The following is a 25,530-nucleotide window of genomic DNA, read 5'->3' as shown; positions in this document are numbered from 1 at the left end:
GCTGATCAGGGTTGTAGCGCGGCTACCGCACCGCCACCCTCCCGACACCGTGAGAATACCTGCCCGCCATGAGCGGACCCGAGCGGGGGATCGACGGCGGAGCTCCCGGAAGAGGACTCGAACCCCTACAAAGTGGACCAAAACCACTTGTCCTGCCAATTAGACGATCCGGGATTGATCAAGCGGCGAAGCGCCCGACACGTTCCTACGATACCGACCCCGCGCCCGGGTCCGCGCCCCGAATACCGCCCGCGCGCCGGGGCAGATGACCCGCACGACGCATCCGTACGCCTTAGGTCTTCCTTACTTACGATTCCGTAGGTTACGGTGGCGTAGCCGAGGGCATAAGTCCCAGAAAGATCCTGAGAGGTAGCCCATGACCGTAATCGCCGAGCGCTCGACGCCAGGACCGAAGCCCGACTTCGAACCAGAACCCCGCACCAAAGCCGAACTCGTGATCTTCGGACTCGTCGTCTCACTCCCCCTGGTCGCGATCGCGGCCGCGGTGCCCTTCGCCTGGGGCTGGGGGCTCGGCTGGACCGACATCGCCATCGCGGTCGTGTTCTACCTGGTCTCCGGGCTCGGCGTGACCGTCGGCCTGCACCGCTACTTCACGCACGGCTCCTTCAAGGCCAAGCGGCCTCTCAAGATCGCCCTCGGCATCGCCGGCAGCCTGTCGCTGGAGATGTCCGTGCTCGACTGGGTGGCGACCCACCGCAAGCACCACAAGTTCTCCGACAAGGAGGGCGACCCGCACTCCCCGTGGCGCTTCGGCCCCGGCTTCAAGTCGATGTCCAAGGGACTGCTCTACGCCCACATGGGCTGGCTGTTCGACGCCGAGCGCACCAACCGCGAGAAGTACGCCCCGGACCTGTGCCGGGACGCGGACGTGATGAAGCTGCACAAGTGGTTCGGCGCGCTGGCCCTCACCTCGATCTTCCTGCCCGCCGTCATCGGCGGCCTGGTCACCTGGTCCTGGCAGGGCGCGCTGACCGCGTTCTTCTGGGGCTCGCTGGTCCGCATCGGCCTGCTGCACCACGTCACCTGGTCGATCAACTCCATCTGCCACGTGTTCGGCGAGGAGGAGTTCCAGGTCCGCGACAAGTCGCGCAACGTCTGGTGGCTGGCCATCCCGTCCTTCGGCGAGTCCTGGCACAACCTGCACCACTCCGACCCGACCTGCGCCAGGCACGGGGTGATGAAGGGCCAGATCGACATCAGCGCCGCCCTCATCCGGCTCTTCGAGAAGCTGGGCTGGGTGCACGACGTCCGCTGGCCGTCGCCCGAGAGGCTGGCGGCGAAGCGGATTGCCTGATAATTCGGCGGCGGTGGCCGGCGGCACGTCTGCCACCGCCATTATGGAACCTGTGACCGAATCCCGATCGCGCAGACGCATGACCGGTAGAGAGCGCAGAGAACAGCTGATCCTGATCAGCCGCACGCTGTTCGCCGAGAAGGGGTTCGACGGGACCTCCATCGAGGAGATCGCCGCCACCGCTCAGGTGTCCAAGCCGGTGGTCTACGAGCACTTCGGCGGCAAGGAGGGCGTCTACGCCGTGGTCGTCGACCGGGAGATGCAGAAGCTCCTGGGCATGATCACCGAGGCGCTGTCCGCCAGCCACGCCCTCGTCAAGCTGGAGCGCGCCGCCCTGGCGCTGCTGCGCTACATCGAGGAGAGCAGCGAGGGCTTCCGCATCCTGGTCCGTGACTCCCACGCGGCCTCAGGCACCGGCACGTTCGCCAGTCTCATCAGCGAGATCGCCAGTCAGGTCGAGGACGTGCTGGCCGACGAGTTCGCGGGGCGCGGCTACGACCCGAAGCTGGCCCCGATGTACGCGCAGATGCTCGTCGGCATGGTGGCGCTGACCGGCCAGTGGTGGCTGGACGCGCGCAAGCCGGTCCGCGAGGAGGTCGCCGCCCACCTGGTCAACCTGGCCTGGAACGGCCTGACCGGTCTGAACCCGCAGCCGACGATCTCGCTCGCCACCCGTCAGCAGGCGCAGGCCGCCAGGCAGCGCCCCGTCGAGCGGGTCAACGAGAAGGAGCTGCGCGAGCTGGAGAAGGCGCGCGAGAAGGAGCTCAAGGAGGCCGAGAAGGCCCGCCAGCGTGAGCTGCGCGAGGCGGAGAAGGCCAGGCTGCGCGAGCTCAAGGAGCGCGAGCGCCAGCTCAAGGAGGCCGAGAAGGAGCGCGAGAAGGTGCTCAAGGAGGCCGAGAAGGCCCGCGAGCGTGAGGAGCGGCTGCGCCAGCGTGAGGCCAAACTGGCCGAACGGGCCGCCAAGCTGGGGCAGGGCGACTCTCCCGAATAAGTCGTTGCGGGACAGTTAACGTTCCGTTCAATGTCGACGGGCATAGTCCAGATATGTCCGTTGAGCCGCTTTCGTCCGACAGCGATCTCCCCCTCCCGCAAGAGAGGTTCCTCAACCGCGAAGAGAGCTGGCTGCAGTTCAACGAGCGGGTGCTGGAGCTCGCCGAGGACCCGTCGCTGCCGCTGCTGGAGCGGGTCCGGTTCCTGGCCATCTTCGCCAGCAACCTGGACGAGTTCTTCCGGGTACGGGTCGCGGGCCTGAAACGCCGGATGGCCACCGGCCTGCTGCGGCGGACCAAGAGCGGGCTCAAGCCGGCCGAGGAGCTGGCCAGGATCGCCACCGTGGCGGACCGGCTGGCCCAGCGGCACATGGCCGCCTTCCACGAGCAGATCCGCCCCCGGCTGGCCGCCGAGGGCATCGAGATCGTCCGCTGGGACGGGCTGGGCCGCGAGGAGCGCACGGAGATGCGCAGGCTCTTCAGGGAGCGGATCAGGCCGGTGCTGACGCCGCTGGCCGTCGACCCCGCGCACCCGTTCCCGTACATCTCCGGCCTGAGCCTCAACCTGGCCGTCGTGGTGCGCAACCCGGTCACCGACCACACCGTGTTCGCCAGGGTGAAGGTGCCCTCGCAGCTGCCTCGGCTGATCGAGGTGTCGGCGAACCGGTTCGTACCGCTGGAGGACGTGATCGCGGCCCACCTGGGGCAGCTGTTCAAGGGCATGGAGATCGTCCAGCACCACGTCTTCCGGGTCACCAGGAACGAGGACCTGGAGGTCGACGAGGACGTCACCGAGAACCTCATGCAGGCGCTGGAGAAGGAGCTGCGCCGCCGCAGGTTCGGGCCGCCGGTGCGGCTGGAGGTCGAGGACACGATCTCCCCGGAAGTGCTCGACCTGCTGGTGGAGGAGCTGGAACTGGCTCCGCACGAGATCTACCGGATCCCCGGCCCGCTGGACCTGACCGGGCTGAACGTGATCGCCGACCTGGACAGGGGCGAGCTCTCCTACCGCCCCTTCGTGCCGGCCGAGACGATCGGCGCCGCCGACGACGTCTTCTCGGTGCTGCGCGAGCGTGACGTGCTGCTGCACCACCCGTACGACTCGTTCGCGACCAGCGTGCAGCGCTTCATCGAGGCGGCCTCCGCCGACCCGAGGGTGCTGGCGATCAAGCAGACCCTCTACCGCACCAGCGGCGACTCGCCGATCGTGGACGCGCTCATCGACGCGGCCGAGGCCGGCAAGCAGGTCGTGGTGGTCGTGGAGATCAAGGCCAGGTTCGACGAGCACGCGAACATCTCCTGGGCGCGCAAGCTGGAACGGGCCGGCTGCCACGTGGTCTACGGCGTCGTCGGGCTCAAGACCCACTGCAAGCTGGCGCTGGTGGTGCGGCAGGAGGCCTCCGGCGAGCTGCGCCGCTACTGCCACATCGGCACCGGCAACTACAACCCCAAGACGGCCAGGCAGTACGAGGACTTCGGCCTGCTCACCGCCGACCCGCTGGTCGGCGAGGACGTCACCGACCTGTTCATCCACCTGACCGGCTACTCCCACCACTCCGCCTACCGGCGGCTGCTGGTCGCCCCGCACTCGCTGCGCGGCGGGCTGCTGGCCAGGATCGAACGGGAGATCGCCCACCAGCAGGCGGGCCGCCCGGCGCGGATCAGGATCAAGACGAACTCCCTGGTGGACGAGCCGATCATCGACGCGCTCTACCGGGCCTCGCGCGCCGGGGTGCCGATCGACCTGTGGGTGCGAGGCGTGTGCACCCTGCGCCCCGGCGTCCCCGGCCTGTCGGAGACCATCCGGGTGCGCTCGGTGCTGGGCCGGTTCCTGGAGCACTCCCGGGTGTACGAGTTCGGCCTGGGCAGGCGTCCGGAGGTGTGGATCGGCAGCGCCGACCTGATGCGCCGCAACCTGGACCGCCGGGTGGAGGCGCTGGTCAAGGTGACCTCCCAGCAGCACAGGGCGTATCTCGTCGAGCTGATGGACCGGGCGATGGCCGACACCACGAGCGCCTGGTGGCTCGACGGCGACGGCGCCTGGACCCGCCACCCGGGCGAGGACCTGCAGAGCCACCTGATCGGGACGCGCCGCTGGAGGAGCGTTGACGACTGACCCGCTCCGGGCCGCCGGAGCAGTGATCTGGCGCGGTGACGAGACGCGGCCGGAGGTGGCCCTCGTCCACCGCCCCCGCTACGACGACTGGACCTTCCCCAAGGGGAAGCTGAAGACCAGCGAGCACCTGATCGCGGGCGCGCTGCGCGAGGTGCGCGAGGAGACCGGGCTGGTCGTGACCCTCGGCCGCGCACTCCCGCCGGTGCACTATCCGCACGGCACGCGGCTCAAGCGGGTGGACTACTGGGCGGCCCGGGTGGCGGAGGAGCACGCCTTCGCCCCCGGTGACGAGGTGGACGAGCTGCGCTGGCTCCCCCTCGGCCGGGCCCGCGGGCTGCTGACCTACGAGTGGGACGCGGGCCTGCTGCGCGCGCTGGTGGCCGCGCCGCTCGTCACCGAGCCCCTGGTGCTGATCCGGCACGCCTCCGCGGGGTCGCGTCGTGACTGGGCGGGCGCGGACGAGCTGCGCCCGCTCGACGCCGAGGGGCTGGCCCAGGCCGCCGCGCTGGCCACCGTGCTGCCCGCCTACCGGCCCGCCGTCCTGCTCAGCTCACCCAGTCTCAGGTGCGTACGGACGCTGGCGCCGTACAGCTCCGACATGCGGCTCGACCCGCTGCTCAGCGAGGAGAGCCAGGACCCGCGCAAGACCCCGGCCCTGGTCGGCGGGCTGCGGGGGCCGGCGGCGGTGTGCAGCCACGGCAAGGTGCTGCCGCCGCTCGTCGCCGCGCTCAGCGGCAGGGACGTGCGGCTGCGCAAGGGCGCGTTCGCGGTGCTGCACCGGCGGGGCGCGCGGGTGGTCGGCCTCGACGCGTACGCGCTATAGGACCTTCTCGACCCCCGTCATCGTCTCCGACCAGACGCGGGGGAAGTCCTGGTGCGCCCGGTCGGCGGCGGCGCGCTCCTGGCCGACCAGGACGCCGTAGGTGAAGGTGTCCTCGCCCGCCGCGCGTGCGGCCCCGGCCTCCTCGACCAGCGTCTCCTGGGCGACCACCCCGTCCCGGTGCGCGCCCAGCACCTCCTGCACGGCCTCGGCCAGCCTGGCCAGCTTGCCCATGGGCTTGCCGAGCGTGTCGCGGAGCGCCTCGGCGGTGTAGCGGGCGCGCTTGGCCGCCTTGCGCACGTCGTGCATGGCGATCTCACGCCGCTCCGGGTCGTCGACGGCCTGCGCGGTCGCGTACGCCTTCGTCACCCGGTTCCAGTTGGCCGCGGCGACGTCGGCGAGCCGGGTCTCGGCCGGGTCGGCCGCCGCCTTGCCCAGCTTCGGCCCGGACACCAGCGCGTCGAGGGCGTCGAGCAGGGCGTAGTAGCGGTCGCCGCTGAGGCTCTCCCTGACCGCGTCGTACCCTTCCTGCTCGCGCCTGAGCAGGTCGTCGCCGAGGCGGGCGGCGATCGGGCCGGCCACCAGGCCGGCGGGGAGCCCGGCGAGCGCGCCGGCGAACCTGGCCCTGATCACCTCCAGGTCGCGGACCGCGCCCAGCACGTTGCCGAGCCAGCGCAGCTCCTCCTGGATCGCGGCGGTGTCCTTGACGACCGGCTTGAACGCCTTCAGCGCGCTGCGCAGCCTGCGGGCGGCGACGCGCATCTGGTGGACCGCGTCCTCCTCCTCGCGGCGTGCCCGCGGATCCTGGGAGAGGAGTGCCGTCACCTGGCCGGCCAGGTAGGCCATGACGGTGTGGCCGGCGGTGCCCGGCTCGGTGGCGGCGCGCGGGGGCGGCGGCGGGTCCAGGAGCTTGGCGAGCTTGCTGGTGGCCGGCGACGGCGCGGCGCCCGCCTTCATGAGCCGTTTGCCGGTCTTGGCCAGCAGCTTCTCGTCGCCCTCCATCAGCTCCGCCTCGACCTCGCGCCAGCGCACGACCTTCGGCTCGGCGCCGAAGACCGTGCCCTTGACGCGGTCGTCGGCGATCTCCACGAGTCTGCGGTCGCCGTCCTTGAGCAGGGTGACGCTCCTGCGGGTGGCGAGCTCGGCCACCACGCCCAGCTCGGCGCCACGGGTGTAGGCGCGCACCAGCTCCGCCAGCTCGGCCGGCACGGTCTTGGTGCTCCGGGTCAGCGGGATCGCGATCTCCTGCCGTACCCCTTTGGCCTTGGGCAGCTTGAGGTGCCAGCCGGGGTCGGCGCCGCCGCGCCGGCGTCTGAGGGTGACGCCGCGCCTGGCCAGGCGCAGGTCGGGGGTGTCGTAGTAGAGGGCGACGAGTTGGAAGCTCTTCGGGCCGACGACTTCGGCCAGGCCGGTCAGGTCGGGCAGCTGGAAGTCGGGGGGAACGTCGAACTTGTCCTCGATCTCGATGCCCACGACACCTCGCAAAGGTCCGATTTCGGACAATTCTGCCACTTTCCGGCGGCCCGTCCCATAGGTCTGATCAGGCGGATGTCCGCCGCGCCACCGCGAAGACCCGGCGGAAGGGGAACGGCGTCCCGTACGGCCTGGAGGGGTAGGCCCGCGCCAGCCGGTCGGCCAGCTCGGCGGTGAACCTCTCGCGCCCGCGGTCGTCCAGCCGGTCGAGCACGGGCCGCAGCGCGGTCCCGGAGACCCAGCCGAGCACCGGGTCCTCGCCCTTGAGCACGTGCGCGTACGTGGTCTCCCAGGCGTCCACCCGGCAGCCGAGTCCGGTCAGCAGGTCCAGGTAGTCGACCGGGTCGCCGGCCGGTCTGCCCCGGTCGAGATCGCCGAGCCGGTCGGCCCAGGCGGGGGACGCGCACAGCTCGCGGATGGCCTGGTGGCTCGGGGCGTCATGGTTGCCGGGGACCTGGAAGGCGAGCCAGCCTCCGGGGCTCAGCGCCTCCACCCACCGCTCGACGACGGTCTCGTGGCCGGGCACCCACTGGAGCACGGCGTTGGAGACGATCACGTCCACCGGCCGGTCGGGGTGCCAGGCGGTCACGTCGGCGACGGCGAACGCGACGCGCGTGTCCAGCTCGCGGGCCTTGGAGATCATGGCGGGCGACGAGTCGAAGCCGAGCACCTCCGCCTCGGGCCAGCGCCGGGCCAGTTCGGCGGTCAGCTCGCCGCTGCCGCATCCGGCGTCCACGACGTATGCGGGCCGCTCGGCCCGTACTCTTGCGAGGAGTTCGAAGAACGGCCGCGAGCGCTCGTCGCCGTATCGGGCGTACGTGTCAGGATCCCACATATCTCTTGACATAGAGATAATTGATATCGAGCTATTTATCTCGATGTCAAGACAGTACACTCAGGGACCATGACCGAAGCGCAGGACGAGGTGGACCGGCTCGTCGCGGCGTGGCGGGCCGAGCGGCCCGACCTCGACGTCGAGCCGCTGCAGGTGCTCTCGCGGATCTCCCGGCTGGCCAAGCACCTCGACCGGGCACGGCGCGCGGCGTTCACCGAGCACGGCCTGGAGCCGTGGGAGTTCGACGTGCTGACGGCCCTGCGGCGGACCGGCCCGCCCTACGAGCTGAGCCCCGGCGCGCTGCTCCGCGCCACCCTGGTCACCTCCGGCACCATGACCAACCGCATCGACCGCCTCGCCCAGGCCGGGCTGGTGCGGCGCCGCCCCGACCCCGGCGACCGGCGCGGCGTCCTGGTCTCTCTCACGGACACCGGGCTGGCCCGCGTCGACGCCGCCTTCACCGACCTGATCAGGCGCGAGCACACCCTGCTCAGCAGCCTGGAGCGCGATCAGCAGCGCGCCCTGGCCGCGCTGCTCCGCACGATGCTGGCGCCCTTCGACACCTGACTTGCCTTCACACTGATGTGAGGGTTTCACCATGGCCGCATGCCCGCGCAGAGCACTTCCACCATGTCCCGCGCACGGTCCGCGCCTCCCATGCCGTGGCCCGGACTGCTGGCCCTGTCCGCCGCCGCCTTCACCGCCGTCTCCACGGAACTGCTGCCCGCCGGACTGCTGCCGTCGATGAGCGCGGACCTGGGCGTGTCGGAGGCCCAGGTCGGCTTCCTGGTGACCGGGTTCGCGGTGACCGGCTTCCTCACCGCGATCCCCGTCACCGCCGCGGTGCGCGGCCTGCCCAGGCGGCCCGTGCTGATCGCCGTGCTGGCCGGGTTCGCGCTGCTCAACCTGGTGACCGCCGTGTCCTCGGCCTATCCGCTGACCTTCGCCGCCCGGCTGCTCGCCGGGGTGATGGGCGGCACGCTCTGGGCCATGCTCGTCGGGTACGCCGCCCGGATGGTCCACCCGGACCGGCGCGGCCGGGCCATCGCCGTCGTCTCCGCCGGCATCACCGTCGCCCTCTGCGCGGGCCTGCCCGCGGGCACCGCCGTGGCCGCCGCGATCGGCTGGCGGGCCGCGTTCGCCGCCCTCGCCGTGCTCGCCGGGCTCCTCGCCCTCTGCGTCCGGTGGCTGGCCCCCGCCCTGGCGCCCGAGCCGCCCGAGGCGCGGACCCCGCTCCGCCGCGTCGCCACCCTGCCCGGCGCCCGCACCTCCCTGGCCGTCACCGTGGTCGTCATCCTGGCCCACCACGCCGTCTACACGTATCTCGCCCCGATCGCCGGACCTCGCTGGACGGGCGTGACGCTGCTGGTCTTCGGCCTGGCCACGGTCGCCGGCGTGTGGGTCACCGGCGTCGTCATCGACCGCCACGCGCGCCGCACCCTGCTGGTCGCGCTGACCATGACCGCCGTCACCATGGTGGTGCTCGGCGTGTCCGGCCACCCCGCCGCCCTGCTCGCGGCGGCCGCGCTGTGGGGCGTGGCCTTCGGCGCCATCCCCACCCTGCTGCAGACCGCCCTGATCAACGCCACCGGCCCGGCCAACGCCGACGTCGCCACCTCCATGCAGACCACCGTCTACAACCTGGGGATCGCCTCCGGCTCCTTCGCGGGCGGCCTGGTGCTGGACGCCTCGGGCGCCGCGGCTCTGCCGTGGACGGTCCTCCCCTTGCTCGCCGCCGCCCTGCTCACGGTCGCGCTGGCCCGCCGCCACGCCTTCCCGCGCTGACGCTCAGTGCTCGGGGTGCAGGGATGTGCCGATATACAGGGCTGCGAGCATGGTGAACAGGTACGCCTGCAGGAACTGGATGAAGATCTCGAAAGCCGTCAGCACGACCGTCATGGCCACGCCCAGCACGCCGACGGAGAACCCGGGCAGCGTGGGCTGCTGGATCGTGAACCAGAAGCCCACGGCGCTGAAGAACGCCAGCAGCATGTGCCCGGCGAACATGTTCGCGAACAGCCGCACGGCATGGGTGAACGGCGCGGTCACGAAGAAGTAGACCAGCTCCAGCGGCGCGTAGAGGCTGATCGCCAGCGCCTTGGGCAGCCCGGGCGGGAACATCATGCCCTTGAGGTAACGGACGACCCCGTGCCGGGCGAAGGCCACGTACAGCTTGATCACGTAAACCACGATCGCCAGCACCCACGGGAACGCCACGTGCGCCGTCACCGGGAACTGCAGCACCGGGACGACCGCCAGCAGGTTCCAGACCAGGATCAGCAGGAACAGGCTGAACAGCAGCGGCATCCACCGGTCGGCGTCCTTGCCCAGGAACGGCCGGGCGACCTGGTCGCGCACGAACAGGTAGACGTACTCCCCCGCGTTCTGCGCCCCCCGCGGCACCAGCTTCGGCCGGGAGAACGCCGCCCAGGCGAACGCGCACACCACCGCGGCGCCGAGGACCGCGAGCAGCACCGGCTTCGTCAGCCAGGCCGGCGCCCCCTGCCACAGGGCGGGGAAGTCGAACAGCTCCTCGGGGCTCGGGGCCCGGAACTCGGGGGGCGCCACACGCACTCCTTCGGCGAGGGGCAACCGAGTACGGCGTACTCAGTTGTACGGGTGAGCGTAACTAACCCGGTACGGTGTACGCAATATGGAGAACGTATGGATGCGGCCCGACCAGCCCGCTCGCGGGCCACGGCCCGCCTTCAGCAGGGCCCAGCTGACCGAGGCGGCGATCCGGGTCGCCGACGCCGAAGGGCTCGACGCGATCTCGATGCGCCGCCTCGCCGCCGAGATCGGCGCCGGCACGATGTCGCTCTACCGGTACGTCACCGGCAAGGAGCAAGTGATCGACCTGATGGTCGACGCCGTCTCGGTGGAGTTCGTCCCGCCCGGCGTGCCCAGCGGCGACTGGCGGGCCGACCTGCGCGCCTTCGCCGTACGAAGCCGCCAGGCGATGCACCGCCACCCGTGGATCGTCCGGGTGACCGCCACCCGGCAGGCCGCCGGCCCCAACAGCGTGCGGTCCTTCGACAGGTCCCTGGCCATGGTCGACGGGCTCGGCCTCAGCATCGACGCCATGCTCGCCATGGTCGGGGCGGTGATGGCCTACGTGAACGGATACACCACGGCCGAACTCGGCGAGCAGGAAGCCCGGCGGCGCACCGGGCTCGACGTCCAGCAGTGGATGGCCAGTCAGGCCCCCTACCTGGAGACGCTGCTCAAGAGCGGCGAATACCCGCTCCTCGCCCGGGTGGTGACCGAGAGCGGGCGCGAGCTCATGAACCCCGACGAACGCTTCGGCTACGGGCTCGACCGCCTGCTCGACGGAATCGCCGCCACCCTCCCCGGCGGCTAGTCACCAAGACGGTCGGCCAGCTCCAGCCACTCGGTCTCGACCGTCTCCTTCTGCGCCAGGACGTCGCGGAGCCGGGCGTCGAGGCCGCCGAGCTTCTCGTAGTCGCCCGCCACGCCCGCCATCTCGTCGTGCAGCTTCGCCTCCTGGCCGGCCAGCTTGTCGAGCTGCCGCTCCAGACGGCTGAGCTCCTTGCGCAGCTCCCGCTCCTCCTTGGCCGACAACCCCTGGGGGACGGCCGGGGCGGACGGCTCCGGCCGGTCGGCGGGACGCTCGGCCATCCGCGCCGTCAAGGCGCCGCCGGAGGCCCGGCGCTCCAAATACTCGTCGACGCCGCCCGGCAGGTGCGACAGCCGGCCGTCGCCGAGCAGGGCCACGCACCGGTCGGTCACCCGCTCCAGGAAATAGCGGTCGTGGGAGACCAGGATCAAGGTGCCCGGCCAGGCGTCGAGCAGGTCTTCGAGCTCGTTCAGCGTCTCGATGTCGAGGTCGTTGGTCGGCTCGTCGAGCAGCAGCACGTTGGGGTCGTCCATGAGCAGCCGGAGCAGCTGCAACCGCCGCCGCTCGCCGCCCGACAGGTCGCCGACCACCTTCCACTGCGCCTCGCCCTTGAAGCCGAGACGCTCCAGCAACTGGGAGGCGGTCCACTCCCTTTTGCCGACCTGGACGTACTTGCGGATCTCCTCGACCGTCTCCAGCACCCGCCGGGACGGGTCGAGCTCGGCCAGCTCCTGCGACAGATGCGCGAGACGGACCGTCCGGCCCTCGACCACCCGGCCCGAGTCGGGGGCGACCGTGCCGGCCAGCAGGCGCAGCACCGACGACTTGCCGGAGCCGTTGACGCCGATCAGCCCGACCCGGTCGCCGGGGCCGAACTGCCACGTGCAGCGGTCGAGCACCTTCGGGCCGGCGCCGGGGCCGCCCGCGTGGAGGGTGACGTCCTCCAGGTCGTAGACGGTCTTGCCGAGCCTGGCCGCGGCGAACTTCAGCAGCTCCACCGTCTCACGCGGCGGCGGCTCGTTCGCGATCAGCGCCTGGGCAGCCTCCACCCGGAACTTCGGCTTCGACGTGCGGGCGGGCGGGCCGCGGCGCAGCCAGGCGATCTCCTTGCGCATGAGGTTCTGGCGGCGCTCCTCGGCGGCCTGGGCGATGCGCGCCCGCTCCGCCTTGGCCAGGACGTAGGCGGCGTAACCGCCCTCGTAGCGCTCGACGCGGCCGTCGACGACCTCCCACGTGCGGGTGGAGACCGCGTCGAGGAACCAGCGGTCGTGGGTGACCACGACCAGCGCGCTCTTGCGCCCGGACAGGTGACCGGCCAGCCAGGCGATGGCCTCGATGTCGAGGTGGTTGGTCGGCTCGTCGAGCATGATCAGGTCGTGGTCGCCGATCAGCAGCTGGGCCAGGGCGGTGCGCCGGCGCTCGCCGCCGGACAGATCGCCCGCCTTGGCGTCGAGGTCGAGGTCGCCGATCAGGTTGCCGAGGATCTCGCGGACCCCCTGGTCACCGGCCCATTCGTGCTCGGCCATGTCACCGAGGACGAGAGCGCGCACCGTCATGCCGGGGTCGAGCAGATCCTGCTGGGACAGGAAGCCGACGCGCAGGCCGCGGGTGTGGGTGACGCGGCCGCTGTCGGGGCTGACATCGCCCGCGATCACGCCGAGCAGGGTCGTCTTGCCGCCGCCGTTGCGGCCCACCACGCCGATGCGCTCACCGTCCTCGATCCCGAGAGAGACGTCGGAGAGCAGCGGCTTGGGCCCGTAGGCATGGGAGACCGACTCGAGGTTGACCAGATTCATCGCCTCCCCAGGGTATCGGCTCAACCGACCACCCCGCCTGCCCCGGCACCGGCCGTGGGGCGACTGGCCGAGCCTCGGGCTTCGGCCCCGGGAACCTCCAGACATCGGCCCGGGCCGGGCTGGGTGCTGGTCGGGCGTCGGACCGAGTGTTGGGTCCGGGTGTTAGATCCGGGTGTTGGATCCGGGTGTTGGATCCGGGCCGGGCCTGGGCATCGGGGCCGGGCGTCGGGCCTAGGCATCAGCCCCGGGCATCGGGGCCAGGCATCGGGCGGGTGTCAGGTCCGGCGTCGGGCGGGCGTGGGGCCTGGTCATCTGGGACCCGGCGTTGCTGGGGCGTCGGCGGGCCTTGGGTGATGCGCCAAGCCTGGGGCGATACGTGAAGCGTCATTCGTCGGCAGTGCGTCGCCAGGTGTGTTGGACATCGGGCTGGGGCTCAGGCTTCGGCTGAGTCCGCACGTAGCGGGACGTCGGCTGAGGCGGCACGCCGCCAAGACGTTGGCTCAGGCGGGAACGCCGCCAGGCTCTAGGCCGACAGAGGCGCCGTAATACGCAGGGCAAGCGAGGCGCCGCCCAACGTCGGCTCAAGGAGACGCCGTCGGCTCGGACGCAGCGGCACCGGACTGTGGGGTAGACGGAAGCGGCGCCAGGTCAGGCCGCCCAACAGAGGCGCCGCCGAATGTCGGCCAGGCGGGGACGCTCCCGGGCTCTGAGGCAGCCAGGGACACCGCGACCACCAGGTCAGACAGTCAGCTGGAGCCCTGCCAGGCGGCGGCGCGTCGGGCGGTGGTCAGATGAGGGTGGCGCCGGGGGCGGGGCCTTCGGTGGAGAGGGCGGCGCGGGTGCCGGGGGTCGTGGCGAGCGCGTCGGCCAGTTCGGCGGCGTGGGTGGCGTCCCCGGCCAGGAAGGCGCAGGTGGGACCGGAGCCGGAGACGATGGCGCCGAGCGCGCCCGCGTCCAGGCCCGCGCGGAGCGTGCCCGCCAGCGGCGGATGCAGGGAGAGGGCCGCCTCCTGCAGGTCGTTGGCCAGCAGGCGGCCCAGCCGGGCGGCGTCACCGTCGCGGAGCGCGGCCAGCAATCCCTCGTCGGCCCGCGGCTCGGCGACGGGCCCGTCGCCCCGGAGGCGATCGCACTCCTTGTAGACCTCGGGCGTGCTGAGCCCGGTGTCGGCGACCGCGAACACCCAGTGGAAGGGGCCGCCGACAGGCAGCGGCTCGAGCAGCTCACCACGCCCCGTGCCGAGCGCGGTGCCGCCCATGAGCGAGAACGGAACGTCGCTGCCCAGCTCGGCGCCGATGTCCATCAGCTCCTCGCGGGCCAGGCCGAGCCCCCACAGCTCGTTGCACGCGACCAGCGCCGCCGCCGCGTCGGCGCTGCCGCCCGCCATGCCACCCGCCACCGGGATCGTCTTGTGGATGGCGAGATGAACGCCCTGATCGCAGCCTGTCCGCGCGGCCAGCGCACGAGCCGCCCGCACCGCCAGGTTGCCGTCGTGCAGCGGCACCTCGGCCGCCCAGCCCCCGCTCACCGAGACCGTGACCGAGCGAGCCGCCCCCTCGTCTCGGCTCGCCACCACCTCGTCGAAGATGGAGACCGCGTGGAAGACGTTGACCAGGTCGTGGAACCCGTCCTCCCGCAGCGGGCCGACGGACAGCTGCACGTTCACCTTCGCAGGCACCCGTACGGTCACGGAGCTCATCGATCTTCTGCCACTTCCGTCGCTGCGGGGTCGAGGACACTCCATCGTATCGGCCCTGCTCCCGCCGGTTCCCGCACGACGGCGAGGGCCGCGTCAGATGAAACATCCTGCTTAACGTCCTGGTTCGTCCGACGGTGCCCGGGCTTTGATGTGCCGAGGCTGGCCGCCGGTCTCCGGGTCCCCGGAGCACCATGAACACCGTCGAAGGGAAACCTGTGCGAAGCAAACGGACCACGGCCCTCTCCGCCGCCGTCATGACGGCCGCGTTCACCCTCACCGCCCTGCCCACCGTGCCCGCACCGGCGGCCCACGCCGCCACCGCGCCGGCGTGCGTCAGCCCCGCCCGTCCGTACAACGGTGAAGGCGGCGGCCGGATGAACGGCAACTTCAACCTCAAGGTCGCGCCGTACGCCCACTGCGGCAACGTGCGCCGCCTGACCACTGGGACGAGGGTCTACTTCGGCTGCGCCCACTACAACGCCTACGGGAACCGGTGGTGGTGGGTGCGCGTGGCCGGCACCTCGGTGTACGGGTGGATGAACGACGACAACATCGACTGGGAGGACATCGACGAGAACGGGGACGGCGACATCGACTGGCGGATGTGCACCGGAGCCTGACGGCGTCGACGAGCAAGGACGTACCCGGTGGAGAGCAGGCCGCACTCTCCACCGGGACGCACGTCACCCGGCGTCATCCCGGGCGGACCGCGCCGCGGTAGACCGAGCGGAAGTAGGGCGAGCGGAGGAACTGGACGACCCTGACCACGTCGCCTGTCTTGGGTGCGTGCACCATGAGGCCGGCCTGGAGGTAGAGGCCGACGTGGGTGGGGTCGCCGGTGCCGCCGCCGAAGAAGACCAGGTCACCCTTGCGGAGCCCGGACCTGGGCACGCGGCGGCCTTGGCGGAACTGGGCGCCGGTGTAGTGACCTAGCTGGACCCCGGCCTTTCCCCATGCGTAGAGGGTCAGGCCGCTGCAGTCGAAGCCGACGGTGCCGGCTCCTCTGCCGATGCCCCGGGTGGGCCCCGATCGGGAGCCGCCGCCCCACGCGAACGGGGTGCCGATCCGCGCCAGGGCGGCGGTCGCCGCGACCTCGCCCTTGGCGCGGCGTTTCGGCCGCGCGCCGGGTCTCGGCTCGATCACCCGCCCCACCTTCGTGACAGGACTGATCTCGGGAAGGCTCGGCGTCTTGACGACGAGACGGCACAGGGACGGGTGATCGAAGAAGCCGCCGCCGAGGATGACGGGGCAGGGGGTGGCGGCCCGGGCGGGGGCGGTGACGCAGACGAGCCCGCCGGCGAGCGCGAGCCCCAGCAGGCAGGTACGTGACTTCAAGGTCGGCCTCCTCGTGATCGGGGAGGCCAGGATCATCCGAGCGGAGCAGCCGCCAAGGCGCCGAACTGGGTTCTGGGGAAAACCACGGTTGTCCACAGGCCAGGACCCATTCCCCCGTCCCGCAGGCCAGGCCCCTCTCCCGCTTTGCCGCAGGCCCGGACCCTTCCCCGCTTCCCCAGGCCAGGACCCCTTCCCATTCCCCCAGGCCAGGACCCTTTTCCGCTTCCCCCGGGCCAGGACCCTTTCCGCGTCCCACCGGCCGGTCTTCACCCTGATTACGGCGAGTCCAGCGGGCCACAGGCACGCATAACGGCGCGCAACCCGAGGGGGTTCCCCAAAAGAATTTCTATCGGCGGCCCGCCGCAAGCGGCCCTCAAGATCCGACGCAGGCGTCGCTACGCCGACGCCGACGCCAACACCGACACCGACACCAACACCAACACCGACACCAACACCAACACCAACACCAACACCAACGACTACGCCGGGTCGGGTTTGTGTTCGGCGATGCGGGCGAAGGCGTGGATGTCCAGTTGTTCGCCGCGTTCCGACGGGTCCACTCCTGCCGCGCGCAGGGCCTGCTCGGCCGCCGCCGCGGTGCCCGCCCAGCCGGCGAGGGCGGCGCGGAGGGTTTTGCGGCGCTGGGCGAAGGCGGCGTCGATGACGGCGAACACCTCCTCGCGGGAGGCGGTCGTCGGCGGCGGGTCGCGGCGGATCAGGGAGACCAGGCCGGAGTCGACGTTCGGCACCGGCCAGAAGACCGAGCGTCCGACGGGGCCGGCTCTGCGGACGTCGGCGTACCAGGCGGCCTTGACCGACGGGATCCCGTACACCTTGGAGCCCGGTGCGGCGGCGAGCCGGTCGGCCACCTCGGACTGCACCATGACGAGGCCCTTGCGCAGCGAGGGCAGCACCTCCAGCAGGTGGAGGACCACCGGCACCGCCACGTTGTAGGGCAGGTTGGCCACGAGCGCCGTGGGGGTGTGGCCGGACAGCTCGGCGGGCGTCACCTTCATCGCGTCGGCCTGGATCACCGTGAGCTTGTCCGCGAGGCCGCGCCCCGCGACCGTCTCCGGCAGCTGCGTCGCCAGCACCGGGTCGATCTCGACGGCCACCACGTGGCTCGCCTCCGGCAGCAGCGCCAGGGTGAGAGAGCCGAGGCCGGGGCCCACTTCGATGACCACGTCGTCGGCGGTCAGCTCGGCCACCCGGACGATGCGGCGGACGGTGCCAGCGTCGATCACGAAGTTCTGGCCTAGCTTTTTTGTGGGGCGCAGATCTAGCTTGTTCGCCAAAATACGTATTTCTGCTGGGCCCAGGAGCCTCATCATCCAATAAGTGTCGCGCATCGAAGAACCTGCGATGGCGCGTGGGGGCCGGGTGAGGGGAGGATGGGTGGAACAGGAAGGGACATCCCTCATGGAGCCAACGGGCGCCGCCCCGCTTCGCCCGACGGACTTACGGGAGATCGGGCCATATCGGCTGCTCGGGCGGCTGGGCGAGGGCGGCATGGGGACCGTCTTCCTCGCCCGCGCGCCCACGGGGCGGTTCGTCGCGGTCAAGGTCGTGAAGGCGGAGTTCGCCAACCAGGACGGGTTCGCGGCCCGTTTCCACGCCGAGGTGGAGAACGCCCGGCGGGTGGCGTCCTTCTGTACGGCGCAGGTGCTCGACAACGGCAACACCGGCGACGGCCGGCCCTACATGGTCACCGAGTACATCGCGGGCACGCCGCTGTCCGATCAGATATCCAGCTTCGGCGCCCTGGACCCGGGGCCGCTGCACGGTGTGGCGCTGGGGGTGGCGGCGGCGCTGGCGGCCATTCACGTGGCCGGGCTGGTCCACCGCGATCTCAAGCCGGCCAACGTGATCCTCTCGCTGTCGGGGCCGCGGGTGATCGACTTCGGCATCGCCAGGGCGCTCGACAGGGAGACGGGCTTCACCATGTCCGGGGAGCTGTTGGGCAGCCCGGGATGGTGGGCTCCCGAGCAGGTCAAGGGGTACGTGGTCACTCCGGCGGCGGACATCTTCGCGTGGGGATGCCTGGTGGCCTACGCGGGCAACGGGCGGCATCCGTTCGGCCGGGGCGACCCCATCACACTCGCCACCCGTGTCCTGCACACCCAGCCTGACCTGGGTGCGCTGCCCGCGCCGCTGAACGAGCTGGCCCGGCGGGCGACGGCGATGGAGCCCGAGCAGCGGCCCACGGCCCAGGAGTTGCTCATCGCGCTGGTCGGCGGGAGCGCGCCCGCGCCCGCGGCGTCGGTGAACCCGCCGACGCTGGTGGCGCCCGGCCTGATGGCGGAATGGGAGCCGCCCAGGAACGTGGTGGACGAGCCGGACATCACGGCGACCTTCACCACGCCGCCGCCCAGTGACACGATGGTGGACAGGGACCCTTCGGGGAAGGGGCGCGCGGGGTCGATCCCGCCCCGCCGCCAGGAGGGTCCCCCTTCGCACGAGTCCACGCCGCCGGGCAGCTCTCAGAGCGGCCCGGGTCCAGGCCGCGTTCCGAGCGGTCCTCCCGTACAGGGAGGGTCCGTACCGGGCGTCTCCGTACCAGGTGGTTCCGTACCAGGTGGTTCCGTACCAGGTGGTTCCGTACCAAGCGGCTCCGTACCGGGCGTCTCGCTACCAAGCGGCTCCGTACCGGGCGGTTCCCTATCGGGCGGGGAGTTCGCCGGGCAGGCGCAGCATCACGCCAGCGCCCCGCCGCGGGACCAGGCCGACGCGCCCGCCCGGGACGAGCACGACCGCGCGGCGACGGTGAACGAGCCGGACCCGGCGGCCGAGGCGGCCACCTCGGTGGACGGCCGCGGCAACAGCACCCCACCCGGTCAAAGGCCGGGCGCCACGCTCAGGCAGGGCCCCCCGCACGCCACACAGACCGATCCCCGGTACGCCGACGCCGCCGAGGAGCCGGTGTCCGTGACGGAGCTGGCCAGGCGGGAGGAGCTGGCGGTGCGGGAGGAGCTGGCCCGCTGGCAGCCCGCCAACTACGTCCAGGAGCGGCCCGCCCCGACCATCCCGCCTCCGGACAACCCGCCGACCGACCCGGTCTACCAGCGTCCGCGCAGCACCAGGTGGCTGATCGCGGCCGCCGCGGCGCTGCTGGCGATCACGGTGACCGGGGCGGTGCTCATCGTGACCTCGGGCCGCGACAGCGCGTCCCGCACCGCCGCGACCGGTTCCCCCACCGCCTCCGCGCAGCCGAACGACGTCGGCCGGCGGTTCGCGGTCGGGCCGGCGTTCGACGATCCGGTGGTGATCGTGCCGGAGGCGCCGCAGTGCGGGTTGCAGCAGTACGAGGACAGGACGCAGGCGCAGGGCCAGTTGTGCGTGCTGCGCTGGGTGATGCTGAACCCGGGCGGCCGGTTGCGGGAGATCGGCGATCCGGTGGTGAGCCTGCGTGACGACCGGGGCGGCCGGCACGACCCGATCGACGGCGGCCTGAACGTCGCGGCCATCGCGCCGGGCGACCGGATCGACGGGGTGTTCGTCTTCGACCTGCCGCCGTACCGCAAGCCGGTGGAGCTGTCGGCGACGATGCTGAAGGACGGCGAGCAGATCGAGGTCCAGTTGTGAAGATCCGTTCGATGGTCCTGGTGCTCCTGGTGTGCGCGGCCGGGCTGGGGGTCCCGCACGCGGCCGCGGCGGCGTGTTCCGGGGTGAGCGACTTCGACGGCGACGGCGTGGACGACGTCGCGGCGGGCGACCCGTTCGCGGAGGGCCAGAAGGGCGCGGTGCACGTCATCTCCGGGGACAAGGCGATCCCGGTGACGGTGCAGGGGTTGGCGGAGGGTGACGCGTTCGGCTGGTCGGTGCGGCTGGCGAAGGTGAACGCCGACGAGTGCGCCGACCTGATCGTGGGCGCGCCGTACACGGACGTGGACGGCAGCGCGGACGCGGGCGCCGCGTACGTGATCTACGGTGGCGGCGCGGCGAAGCCCGAGCGGCTGGTGGCGGAGCAGCCGCAGCGCGGCGCCCGGCTGGGCTGGTCGGTGGCGGCGCGCGGCGATCTCGTGGTGATCGGGGCGCCGTACGAGGACGACGGCGACCTGGCGGACGCCGGGGCGATCTACGTGCGGAAGGGCGACCGGGGCGGCCTGCGCCGGGTCACCCAGTCCACGGAAGAGGTGCGGGGCAACAGCGAGGTGGGCGACCAGTTCGGCTACTCGCTGGCCATGGGGCCGGGCAACGGCGTGGTGGTCGGGGTGCCGTACGAGAACGACGACGGGCTGGGTCAGCAGGTGGACTCGGGCAAGGTCGACTCGGGTTCGGTGGTGGTCGTCCAGGACGTGCTGGCGGAGAAGATCGTCAGTACGAAGCTGGACTCGCCGACGGCCAAGTCGGGCGACAAGTACGGGTACGCGGTGGCCTGGGTCGACGGCGCCGGTCCGGCCGTGGGCGTGCCGGGGGTCGGTTACGTGCAGCTCTACGACGCGAAGCTGGCCCCCACGGTGCGGGTGCGGCAGGAGGGCAAGGAGGCGTTCGGGTTCTCGCTGGCCGCCTCGGCCGACGGCAGGCTGGCCATCGGCGCCCCGTACGGCGGCGGCGTCCGGGTGGTCACGGCCAAGGACGGCAAGGACGACCGGCGGATGCCGCCCGCGGCGGGGTTGTTCGGGTATTCGTTGGTGTTCGGCGGCAACAAGCTGTTCGTGGGGCAGCCGGACGCGGTTCCGTACGGGAAGGTCATGGTGGCGGCGCGCAACTCCGACGGGCTGCGGCCGGTGCAGCCGCCGAAGGGGGCCGACTTCGGCGTCTCGCTCGGTTAGCCGGGCCGGCCGGCGATGACGTCGTAGGTCGCCGTCAGCCGAACAGGTGCGCACCGCAGTTCGGCCACTGGCTCTGCCACTCGCCGGCGAACCGCTGGTAGAGGAGCTGCGCCCGGTAGGTCTGCTCCTCCGCCGGCCAGGCGTGCGGCATGCCGGCGCCGCCGACGAGCTGCCACATCGGCAGGCTGAACTGGTAGAGCCCGTAATAGGGCCCGCTGGAGTTGTAGGCGGTGGGGTCGCCGCCCGACTCGCAGCGGGCGAGCGCGTCCCAGTGGAGGGCCATGACGGCCGGTTGGACGGGCTCGGTACGGGGCGGCAGCACGGTGATGACCGTGCCTCCCGCGGGGAAGGCGGACAGCGGCGGCCGGATCTGCGAACCGGGCGCGTACGCGACGCCGGCCCGCCTGAGCACCTGCCGGACGGTCCTGCCGGTGGTCTTCACCTCGCGGCGCGAGCCGTCGGCCACGATGACCACCTTGCGCCGGGTGTAGATGGTCAGCGCCATGCCCGACAGCGGCACCGGCTCGTACCGGGGCGCGGACAGCCTGCCTTCCAGTGCGGCCAGGTCCAGCTCGGCCAGCGCGTCGTGCACGGTCGTGGCGGTGACCAGACGGTGGCTGGTGCGGCCGTCGACGGTCAGCGTGAGGGGCCGGGCGTGCCGGACCTCGATCCGCACGCCGTCGGCCAGCGGCGCCTGGGCTCCGGGCCGTACCAGGTCGCCGTCGCCGAACGGCACGCCCTGGTCGGCGAGGAGCTCGCGGACGGACGCGGCGAAGCTGCGCACCTCCTGCCGGCGGCCGTCCACGATCAGCACCACGTCCTTGGCCATCCCGCCGAGGACGGCGATGGCGCCGGTGGCCAGCACGCTCGCCAGGCACGCCAGCGGCGTCCACGGCGAGCGCCACGGGATGCGGGGGCGCGGGGCACGCCTCTTTCCACGCACGGGCGACCTCCGGTACGTCTCCTGAGGCGCCCGACAGTAATGAGAGCGGCGGGACCGCCATCACCACTTCACGAAAACCTGGTCACCACTCGCCGAAAACCGTGACTCCGTTGGCGTTGACGGCCGCGCACAGCTCGTCCGGATGGACGCCCTTGACCTCGGCTATGCAACGCAGCGTGATCGGGACGAGATAGGGCGCGTTGGGCTTGCCGCGGTGCGGCACCGGCGGGAGGTAGGGCGCGTCGGTCTCGACGAGCAGCAGCTCGGCGGGCGCGACGCGGGCGGCCTCCCGGAGCGCGTCGTTCTTCTTGTACGTGACAGGCCCGGAAAATGACATGAAATATCCGGCGTCGGTGCATTTCTTGGCCAGATCCGCGTCACCGGAGAAGCTGTGGAACACCACCACCGGCGGCGCCCCCTCCGCCGCCAGCACCTTGAGCACGTCGTCATGCGCGTCACGGTCATGGATGACCAGCGCCTTGCCGGTGCGCTTGGCGATCTCGATGTGCGCGCGGAAGCTGGCGTGCTGGTCGTCCCTGGAGGCCCAGTCGCGGAAGTAGTCGAGCCCGGTCTCGCCGACCGCGCGCACCTCCGGCCGCCCGGCCAGCTCCTCGATCTCGGCCAGCGCCTCCGGGGTCGAGGCGTGCGACTCGTTGGGATGGATCGCCACACCGGCGTACACGTCGGCATGTGCGACCGCCACCTTGGCGTTCCACCGCGAGGACGGCAGGTCGTAGCCGATCGTCACCAGCCGGGTGACGCCCACCGCGCGGGCGTCGTCGAGGATGCCGCTCACACTGGCCGAGGCCGCCTGCGCGGCCTGGGCCACCGGGTCGCCCGAGGACGCCTGCCGGTCGCCCACCATGACGTCGAGATGGCAGTGGCTGTCGAACACCGGCGTGGACAGCGGCTCGGGCGGGGCGGGGAGCTTGGTCACGGGATCAGCCTTCCAGCCGGGCCAGCTCCTCGTCGACGACCTTCGGGTCGAGCTTCTTGAACAGCGGCACGGGCGGCGCCAGCGGGGTGCCGGGCTTGATCGGCCGGTGCTCCCAGCGGGCCGCGCCGTCGTACTCGCCGGTGATGACGGGGTAGGCGACGCCGCCGTCTTCGTCGACCTCGCGGATCTCCGGCATGCCGGACCAGACGCCCTCGCCGCCGAGCATCTCGTGGACCTTGTTGGACGAGCCCGGCAGGAACGGCGTCAGCATCGTCTTGGCGTCGTCGACCACCTGGAGCGCGACGTGCAGGATGGACTTCTGCCGCTCCGGGTCACCCTTGAGCTTCCACGGCTCCTGCTCGGCGAGATAGCGGTTGGCGTCGCGGACCACGTCGAACGCCTCGGTGATGGCGTTCTTGAACCGCGAGCGGCCCAGCTCGGCGCCGACGGGGCCGAACGTGTTGCGCGAGCGCTCCAGCAGCGCCCGGTCGGCGTCGGTGAGGTCACCGGCCTCCGGGATGGCGCCGAAGTTCTTGGCCGCCATGGAGATGGACCGGTTGACCAGGTTGCCCCAGGCGGCCACCAGTTCGCCGTTGTTGCGGTTGACGAACTCCTGCCAGGTGAAGTCGGTGTCCTGGTTCTCCGGGCCGGCCACGGCGATGTAGTAGCGCAGCGCGTCGGCGTCGTAGCGGGCCAGGAAGTCGCGCACGTAGATGACGACCTGCCGGGAGGAGGAGAACTTCCTGCCCTCCATCGTCAGGAACTCGCTGGAGACCACCTCGGAGGGCACGTCCAGCGCGCCGAGCGAGCCCGGCTTCCCGCCCCGGTCGCCCTGCCCGCTGTAGCCGAACAGCATCGCCGGCCAGATCTCGGCGTGGAAGACGATGTTGTCCTTGCCCATGAAGTAGTAGCCGCGGGCGTCGGGATTCTGCCACCACTGACGCCAGGCGTCGGGGTCGCCGGAGCGCCTGGCCCACTCGATGGACGCCGACAGGTAGCCGATGACCGCGTCGAACCACACGTACAGCCGCTTGTTGGGCTGGTCTCGCCAGCCGTCGAGCGGGATCGGCACGCCCCAGTCGAGGTCGCGGCTGATGGCCCGCGGCTGCAGGTCGCCGAGCAGGTTGAGGGCGAACTTGAGCACGTTGGGCCGCCACTCGCCCTGCTTGGAGCGCAGGTAGGTGCCGAGCACCTCGGCGAACGCGGGCAGGTCGAGCATGAAGTGCTCGGTCTCGACGAAGACCGGGGTCTCGCCGTTGATGCGGCTCACCGGGTTGATCAGCTGGATCGGGTCGAGCTGGTTGCCGCAGTTGTCGCACTGGTCGCCGCGCGCGCCGTCATAGTCGCAGATGGGGCAGGTGCCCTCGATGTAGCGGTCGGGGAGGGTGCGCCCCGTCGACGGGGAGATGGCACCCATCGTGGTCTTCGGGAAGATGTAGCCGTTGGCGTGGAGGCCCTTGAAGATCTCCTGGGTGACGGCGTAGTGGTTGCGCGTGGTCGTACGCGTGAACAGGTCATAGGAGAGCCCCAGCCCGGTGAGGTCTTCGGCGATCACCCGGTTGTAGCGGTCGGCCAGCTCCCTGGCCGTGACGCCTTCCTTGTCGGCCTGCACCTGGATGGGTGTGCCGTGCTCGTCGGTGCCGGAGACCATCAGCACCTTGTTGCCCGCCATCCGCTGGTAGCGGCTGAAGATGTCGGACGGCACGCCGAAACCGGAGACGTGCCCGATGTGGCGGGGGCCGTTAGCGTACGGCCACGCGACGGCGGTCAGAATGTGCTGGGACATGAGTCCAAGCCTACGGGCCGCCGCCGCGCGTCTCGAACCGAATCGCTCGTGCGCGCCCGCGATCGCTCGCGCGTGGCCGCGCGATCGCTAGTGCGTGCCCGCGGACCTCTCCTCGCGGGTGAGGGCCTCGGCCGCCTCCTCGGCGGCGCGGGCCGCCACGTCGACGGACGACTCGCGGGTGCGGCGGATGCCGAGGATGCTGACGAACAGCGACGCGAAGATCGTCTGGAAGCTCATGATGAGCGCGGTGGCCGCCGGGACCACGATGCGCAGCGACTCGCGCGGGTCGAGCGCGCCCCAGCTGCGCACCTGCCAGTGGACCAGCGACATGACCAGGCCGGCGAGACCGGCCAGGGCCAGCAGGCCGCCCACGACCAGGCCGCGCTCCAACGTGACCATGCTGATCAGCTTGCGCACCCGCCGCGACTCGGGCAGGAAGCCCTCCTCGGCCGCGTACACCTTGGTGAACAGCGCGAACAGCGCCGACTGGAAGCCGATCACCACCGCGGCCGACGCGCCGACGAGCGTGTCGACGTCGAACGCCAGCTGGCCGATCTTGACCGGCCCGAACGTCAGCGCGGTGCCGGCGACCAGGCCGATGATCATCAGCGCGATGCCGGGGTAGAAGAAGAGCCACTTGGGGCTGTAGAGGAGCAGGAAACGCAGGTGACGCCAGCCGTCGCGCCAGGAGCGCAGGTGGGGCGGGCGGGAGCGGCCGTCGGGCGAGAGCGTGGTGGGCACCTCGCGCACGTCGTAGCCGGCCAGCGTGGCGCGCACGACCATCTCGCTGGCGAACTCCATGCCACCGGTCTGCAGACCGAGGGTCATGATGGAGTCACGGCGGAAGCCGCGCAGCCCGCAGTGGAAGTCGCCGATCCGCGACGGGAAGAACAGCCGCCCGACGAACGAGAGCACCGGGTTGCCGAGATAGCGGTGGAGCGGGGGCATGGCGCCCGGCGCGATGCCGCCCTTGAAGCGATTGCCCATCACCAGGTCGGCGCCCTCGCGCAGCTGCTCCACGAACGGCAGCAGCGAGCCGAAGTCGTAGGAGTCGTCGGCGTCGCCCATGATCACATACTTGCCCCGGGCGGCGCGGATGCCGCCCATGAGCGCGTTGCCGTAGCCCTTCTCGTCAACGTGGACCACCCGGGCCCCGGCGTCGCGCGCGAGCTGCTGCGACCCGTCGGTGCTGCCGTTGTCGGCGATCAGCACCTCGCCCTCGATGCCGTGCTCTTCCATGCACGCCAGGGCCTTGCGCACACAGACTTCCACGGTCTCGGCCTCGTTGAGGCAGGGCATGACCACCGTCAGTTCCACGTCTCAACCCTTCAGTTAAGGCACTTCCAGCACACCATCATG

21 protein-coding genes and 1 tRNA gene are annotated in these 25,530 nt (G+C 71.4%); 10 read left to right on the top strand and 12 right to left on the bottom strand.

Going from position 1 to position 25,530, the window contains the following annotated elements; all coding sequences use genetic code 11:
* Positions 1–102: 102 nt before the first annotated feature.
* Positions 103–174, bottom strand: a tRNA-Gln gene (locus tag ACGFI7_RS33365).
* A 202-nt stretch (positions 175–376) separates the two neighbouring features.
* Here ACGFI7_RS33365 and ACGFI7_RS33360 point away from each other — a divergent pair.
* The 4 genes from ACGFI7_RS33360 to ACGFI7_RS33345 are packed head-to-tail and all read left to right on the top strand — an operon-like array spanning position 377 to position 5,243.
* Entirely contained in the window at positions 377–1,315 is a 939-nt protein-coding gene (locus ACGFI7_RS33360) for an acyl-CoA desaturase (RefSeq protein ID WP_393411661.1), read from the top strand.
* A gap of 43 nt (positions 1,316–1,358) precedes the next feature.
* Positions 1,359–2,306, top strand: a complete 948-nt coding sequence (locus ACGFI7_RS33355) for a TetR family transcriptional regulator (RefSeq protein ID WP_393411658.1) — start codon at positions 1,359–1,361, stop codon at positions 2,304–2,306.
* A 53-nt stretch (positions 2,307–2,359) separates the two neighbouring features.
* The gene (locus ACGFI7_RS33350) at positions 2,360–4,420 is read left to right on the top strand and encodes an RNA degradosome polyphosphate kinase (protein WP_393411655.1); all 2,061 of its coding nucleotides are present in this window, start codon (positions 2,360–2,362) and stop codon (positions 4,418–4,420) included.
* Positions 4,410–5,243, top strand: a complete 834-nt coding sequence (locus tag ACGFI7_RS33345; protein WP_393411652.1) for an NUDIX domain-containing protein — start codon at positions 4,410–4,412, stop codon at positions 5,241–5,243. Before ACGFI7_RS33350 ends, ACGFI7_RS33345 begins: the two co-directional genes overlap by 11 nt.
* On the opposite strand, the gene ACGFI7_RS33340 is transcribed toward ACGFI7_RS33345, so the two are convergent.
* Positions 5,238–6,713 (bottom strand): CHAD domain-containing protein, encoded by a 1,476-nt coding sequence (locus ACGFI7_RS33340; protein ID WP_393411649.1) that lies wholly within the window; start codon positions 6,711–6,713, stop codon positions 5,238–5,240. The two genes, ACGFI7_RS33345 and ACGFI7_RS33340, sit on opposite strands and share 6 nt — an antisense overlap.
* Before the next feature lie 67 nt (positions 6,714–6,780).
* Positions 6,781–7,548 (bottom strand): trans-aconitate 2-methyltransferase, encoded by a 768-nt coding sequence (locus ACGFI7_RS33335; RefSeq protein ID WP_393411646.1) that lies wholly within the window; start codon positions 7,546–7,548, stop codon positions 6,781–6,783.
* Positions 7,549–7,617: 69 nt separating this feature from the next.
* Between ACGFI7_RS33335 and ACGFI7_RS33330 the strand changes: the two genes are divergently transcribed.
* Both ACGFI7_RS33330 and ACGFI7_RS33325 read left to right on the top strand, forming a co-directional pair.
* The gene (locus ACGFI7_RS33330; protein ID WP_393411643.1) at positions 7,618–8,115 is read left to right on the top strand and encodes a MarR family winged helix-turn-helix transcriptional regulator; all 498 of its coding nucleotides are present in this window, start codon (positions 7,618–7,620) and stop codon (positions 8,113–8,115) included.
* A 39-nt stretch (positions 8,116–8,154) separates the two neighbouring features.
* Positions 8,155–9,333, top strand: coding sequence for an MFS transporter (locus ACGFI7_RS33325; RefSeq protein WP_393411640.1), 1,179 nt, complete (start codon positions 8,155–8,157; stop codon positions 9,331–9,333).
* Between the two features lie 3 nt (positions 9,334–9,336).
* Here the strand turns inward: ACGFI7_RS33325 and atpB are convergent, their stop codons facing one another.
* A complete protein-coding gene (gene atpB / locus ACGFI7_RS33320; RefSeq protein WP_393411638.1) occupies positions 9,337–10,116 on the bottom strand; it encodes a F0F1 ATP synthase subunit A in 780 nt (259 codons plus the stop codon).
* 85 nt (positions 10,117–10,201) lie between these two features.
* Between atpB and ACGFI7_RS33315 the strand changes: the two genes are divergently transcribed.
* Entirely contained in the window at positions 10,202–10,909 is a 708-nt protein-coding gene (locus tag ACGFI7_RS33315) for a TetR/AcrR family transcriptional regulator (RefSeq protein WP_393411635.1), read from the top strand.
* Here the strand turns inward: ACGFI7_RS33315 and ACGFI7_RS33310 are convergent.
* Both ACGFI7_RS33310 and ACGFI7_RS33305 read right to left on the bottom strand, forming a co-directional pair.
* Positions 10,906–12,702: an ABC-F family ATP-binding cassette domain-containing protein gene (locus tag ACGFI7_RS33310; RefSeq protein WP_393411632.1), complete on the bottom strand. Its 1,797-nt coding sequence runs from the start codon at positions 12,700–12,702 to the stop codon at positions 10,906–10,908. The genes ACGFI7_RS33315 and ACGFI7_RS33310 overlap by 4 nt on opposite strands.
* A 787-nt stretch (positions 12,703–13,489) precedes the next feature.
* Entirely contained in the window at positions 13,490–14,398 is a 909-nt protein-coding gene (locus ACGFI7_RS33305) for a 4-(cytidine 5'-diphospho)-2-C-methyl-D-erythritol kinase (protein WP_393411629.1), read from the bottom strand.
* A gap of 215 nt (positions 14,399–14,613) precedes the next feature.
* Here ACGFI7_RS33305 and ACGFI7_RS33300 point away from each other — a divergent pair, with 215 nt between their 5' ends.
* Positions 14,614–15,018, top strand: a complete 405-nt coding sequence (locus ACGFI7_RS33300) for a hypothetical protein (protein ID WP_393411626.1) — start codon at positions 14,614–14,616, stop codon at positions 15,016–15,018.
* A gap of 73 nt (positions 15,019–15,091) precedes the next feature.
* Here ACGFI7_RS33300 and ACGFI7_RS33295 read toward each other — a convergent pair whose 3' ends face one another.
* Complete coding sequence (locus ACGFI7_RS33295) at positions 15,092–15,733, bottom strand: NlpC/P60 family protein (protein WP_393411623.1); 642 nt, start codon at positions 15,731–15,733, stop codon at positions 15,092–15,094.
* Between the two features lie 479 nt (positions 15,734–16,212).
* Positions 16,213–17,061 (bottom strand): 16S rRNA (adenine(1518)-N(6)/adenine(1519)-N(6))-dimethyltransferase RsmA, encoded by an 849-nt coding sequence (gene rsmA, locus ACGFI7_RS33290; protein ID WP_393412159.1) that lies wholly within the window; start codon positions 17,059–17,061, stop codon positions 16,213–16,215.
* Between the two features lie 91 nt (positions 17,062–17,152).
* Between rsmA and ACGFI7_RS33285 the strand changes: the two genes are divergently transcribed.
* Both ACGFI7_RS33285 and ACGFI7_RS33280 read left to right on the top strand, forming a co-directional pair.
* Positions 17,153–19,315: a protein kinase gene (locus ACGFI7_RS33285; RefSeq protein ID WP_393411620.1), complete on the top strand. Its 2,163-nt coding sequence runs from the start codon at positions 17,153–17,155 to the stop codon at positions 19,313–19,315.
* Positions 19,312–20,505, top strand: a complete 1,194-nt coding sequence (locus tag ACGFI7_RS33280) for an FG-GAP repeat protein (RefSeq protein WP_393411617.1) — start codon at positions 19,312–19,314, stop codon at positions 20,503–20,505. The genes ACGFI7_RS33285 and ACGFI7_RS33280 overlap by 4 nt, the downstream gene beginning before the upstream one ends.
* 34 nt (positions 20,506–20,539) lie before the next feature.
* Here ACGFI7_RS33280 and ACGFI7_RS33275 read toward each other — a convergent pair whose 3' ends face one another.
* The 4 genes from ACGFI7_RS33275 to ACGFI7_RS33260 all read right to left on the bottom strand — a co-directional run bounded on the left by ACGFI7_RS33275 (position 20,540) and on the right by ACGFI7_RS33260 (position 25,488).
* The gene (locus ACGFI7_RS33275; RefSeq protein ID WP_393411614.1) at positions 20,540–21,448 is read right to left on the bottom strand and encodes a ubiquitin-like domain-containing protein; all 909 of its coding nucleotides are present in this window, start codon (positions 21,446–21,448) and stop codon (positions 20,540–20,542) included.
* 82 nt (positions 21,449–21,530) lie between these two features.
* The gene (locus ACGFI7_RS33270) at positions 21,531–22,385 is read right to left on the bottom strand and encodes a TatD family hydrolase (RefSeq protein WP_393411611.1); all 855 of its coding nucleotides are present in this window, start codon (positions 22,383–22,385) and stop codon (positions 21,531–21,533) included.
* Positions 22,386–22,389: 4 nt separating this feature from the next.
* The gene (gene metG, locus ACGFI7_RS33265; protein WP_393411608.1) at positions 22,390–24,171 is read right to left on the bottom strand and encodes a methionine--tRNA ligase; all 1,782 of its coding nucleotides are present in this window, start codon (positions 24,169–24,171) and stop codon (positions 22,390–22,392) included.
* 87 nt (positions 24,172–24,258) lie between these two features.
* Positions 24,259–25,488: a glycosyltransferase family 2 protein gene (locus tag ACGFI7_RS33260; protein WP_393411605.1), complete on the bottom strand. Its 1,230-nt coding sequence runs from the start codon at positions 25,486–25,488 to the stop codon at positions 24,259–24,261.
* Between the last annotated feature and the right edge of the window lie 42 nt (positions 25,489–25,530).

The organism is Nonomuraea sp. NPDC048826 (genome assembly GCF_043198225.1).
Lineage (GTDB): Bacteria > Actinomycetota > Actinomycetes > Streptosporangiales > Streptosporangiaceae > Nonomuraea.
This window is presented reverse-complemented; position numbering and strand designations above follow the sequence as displayed.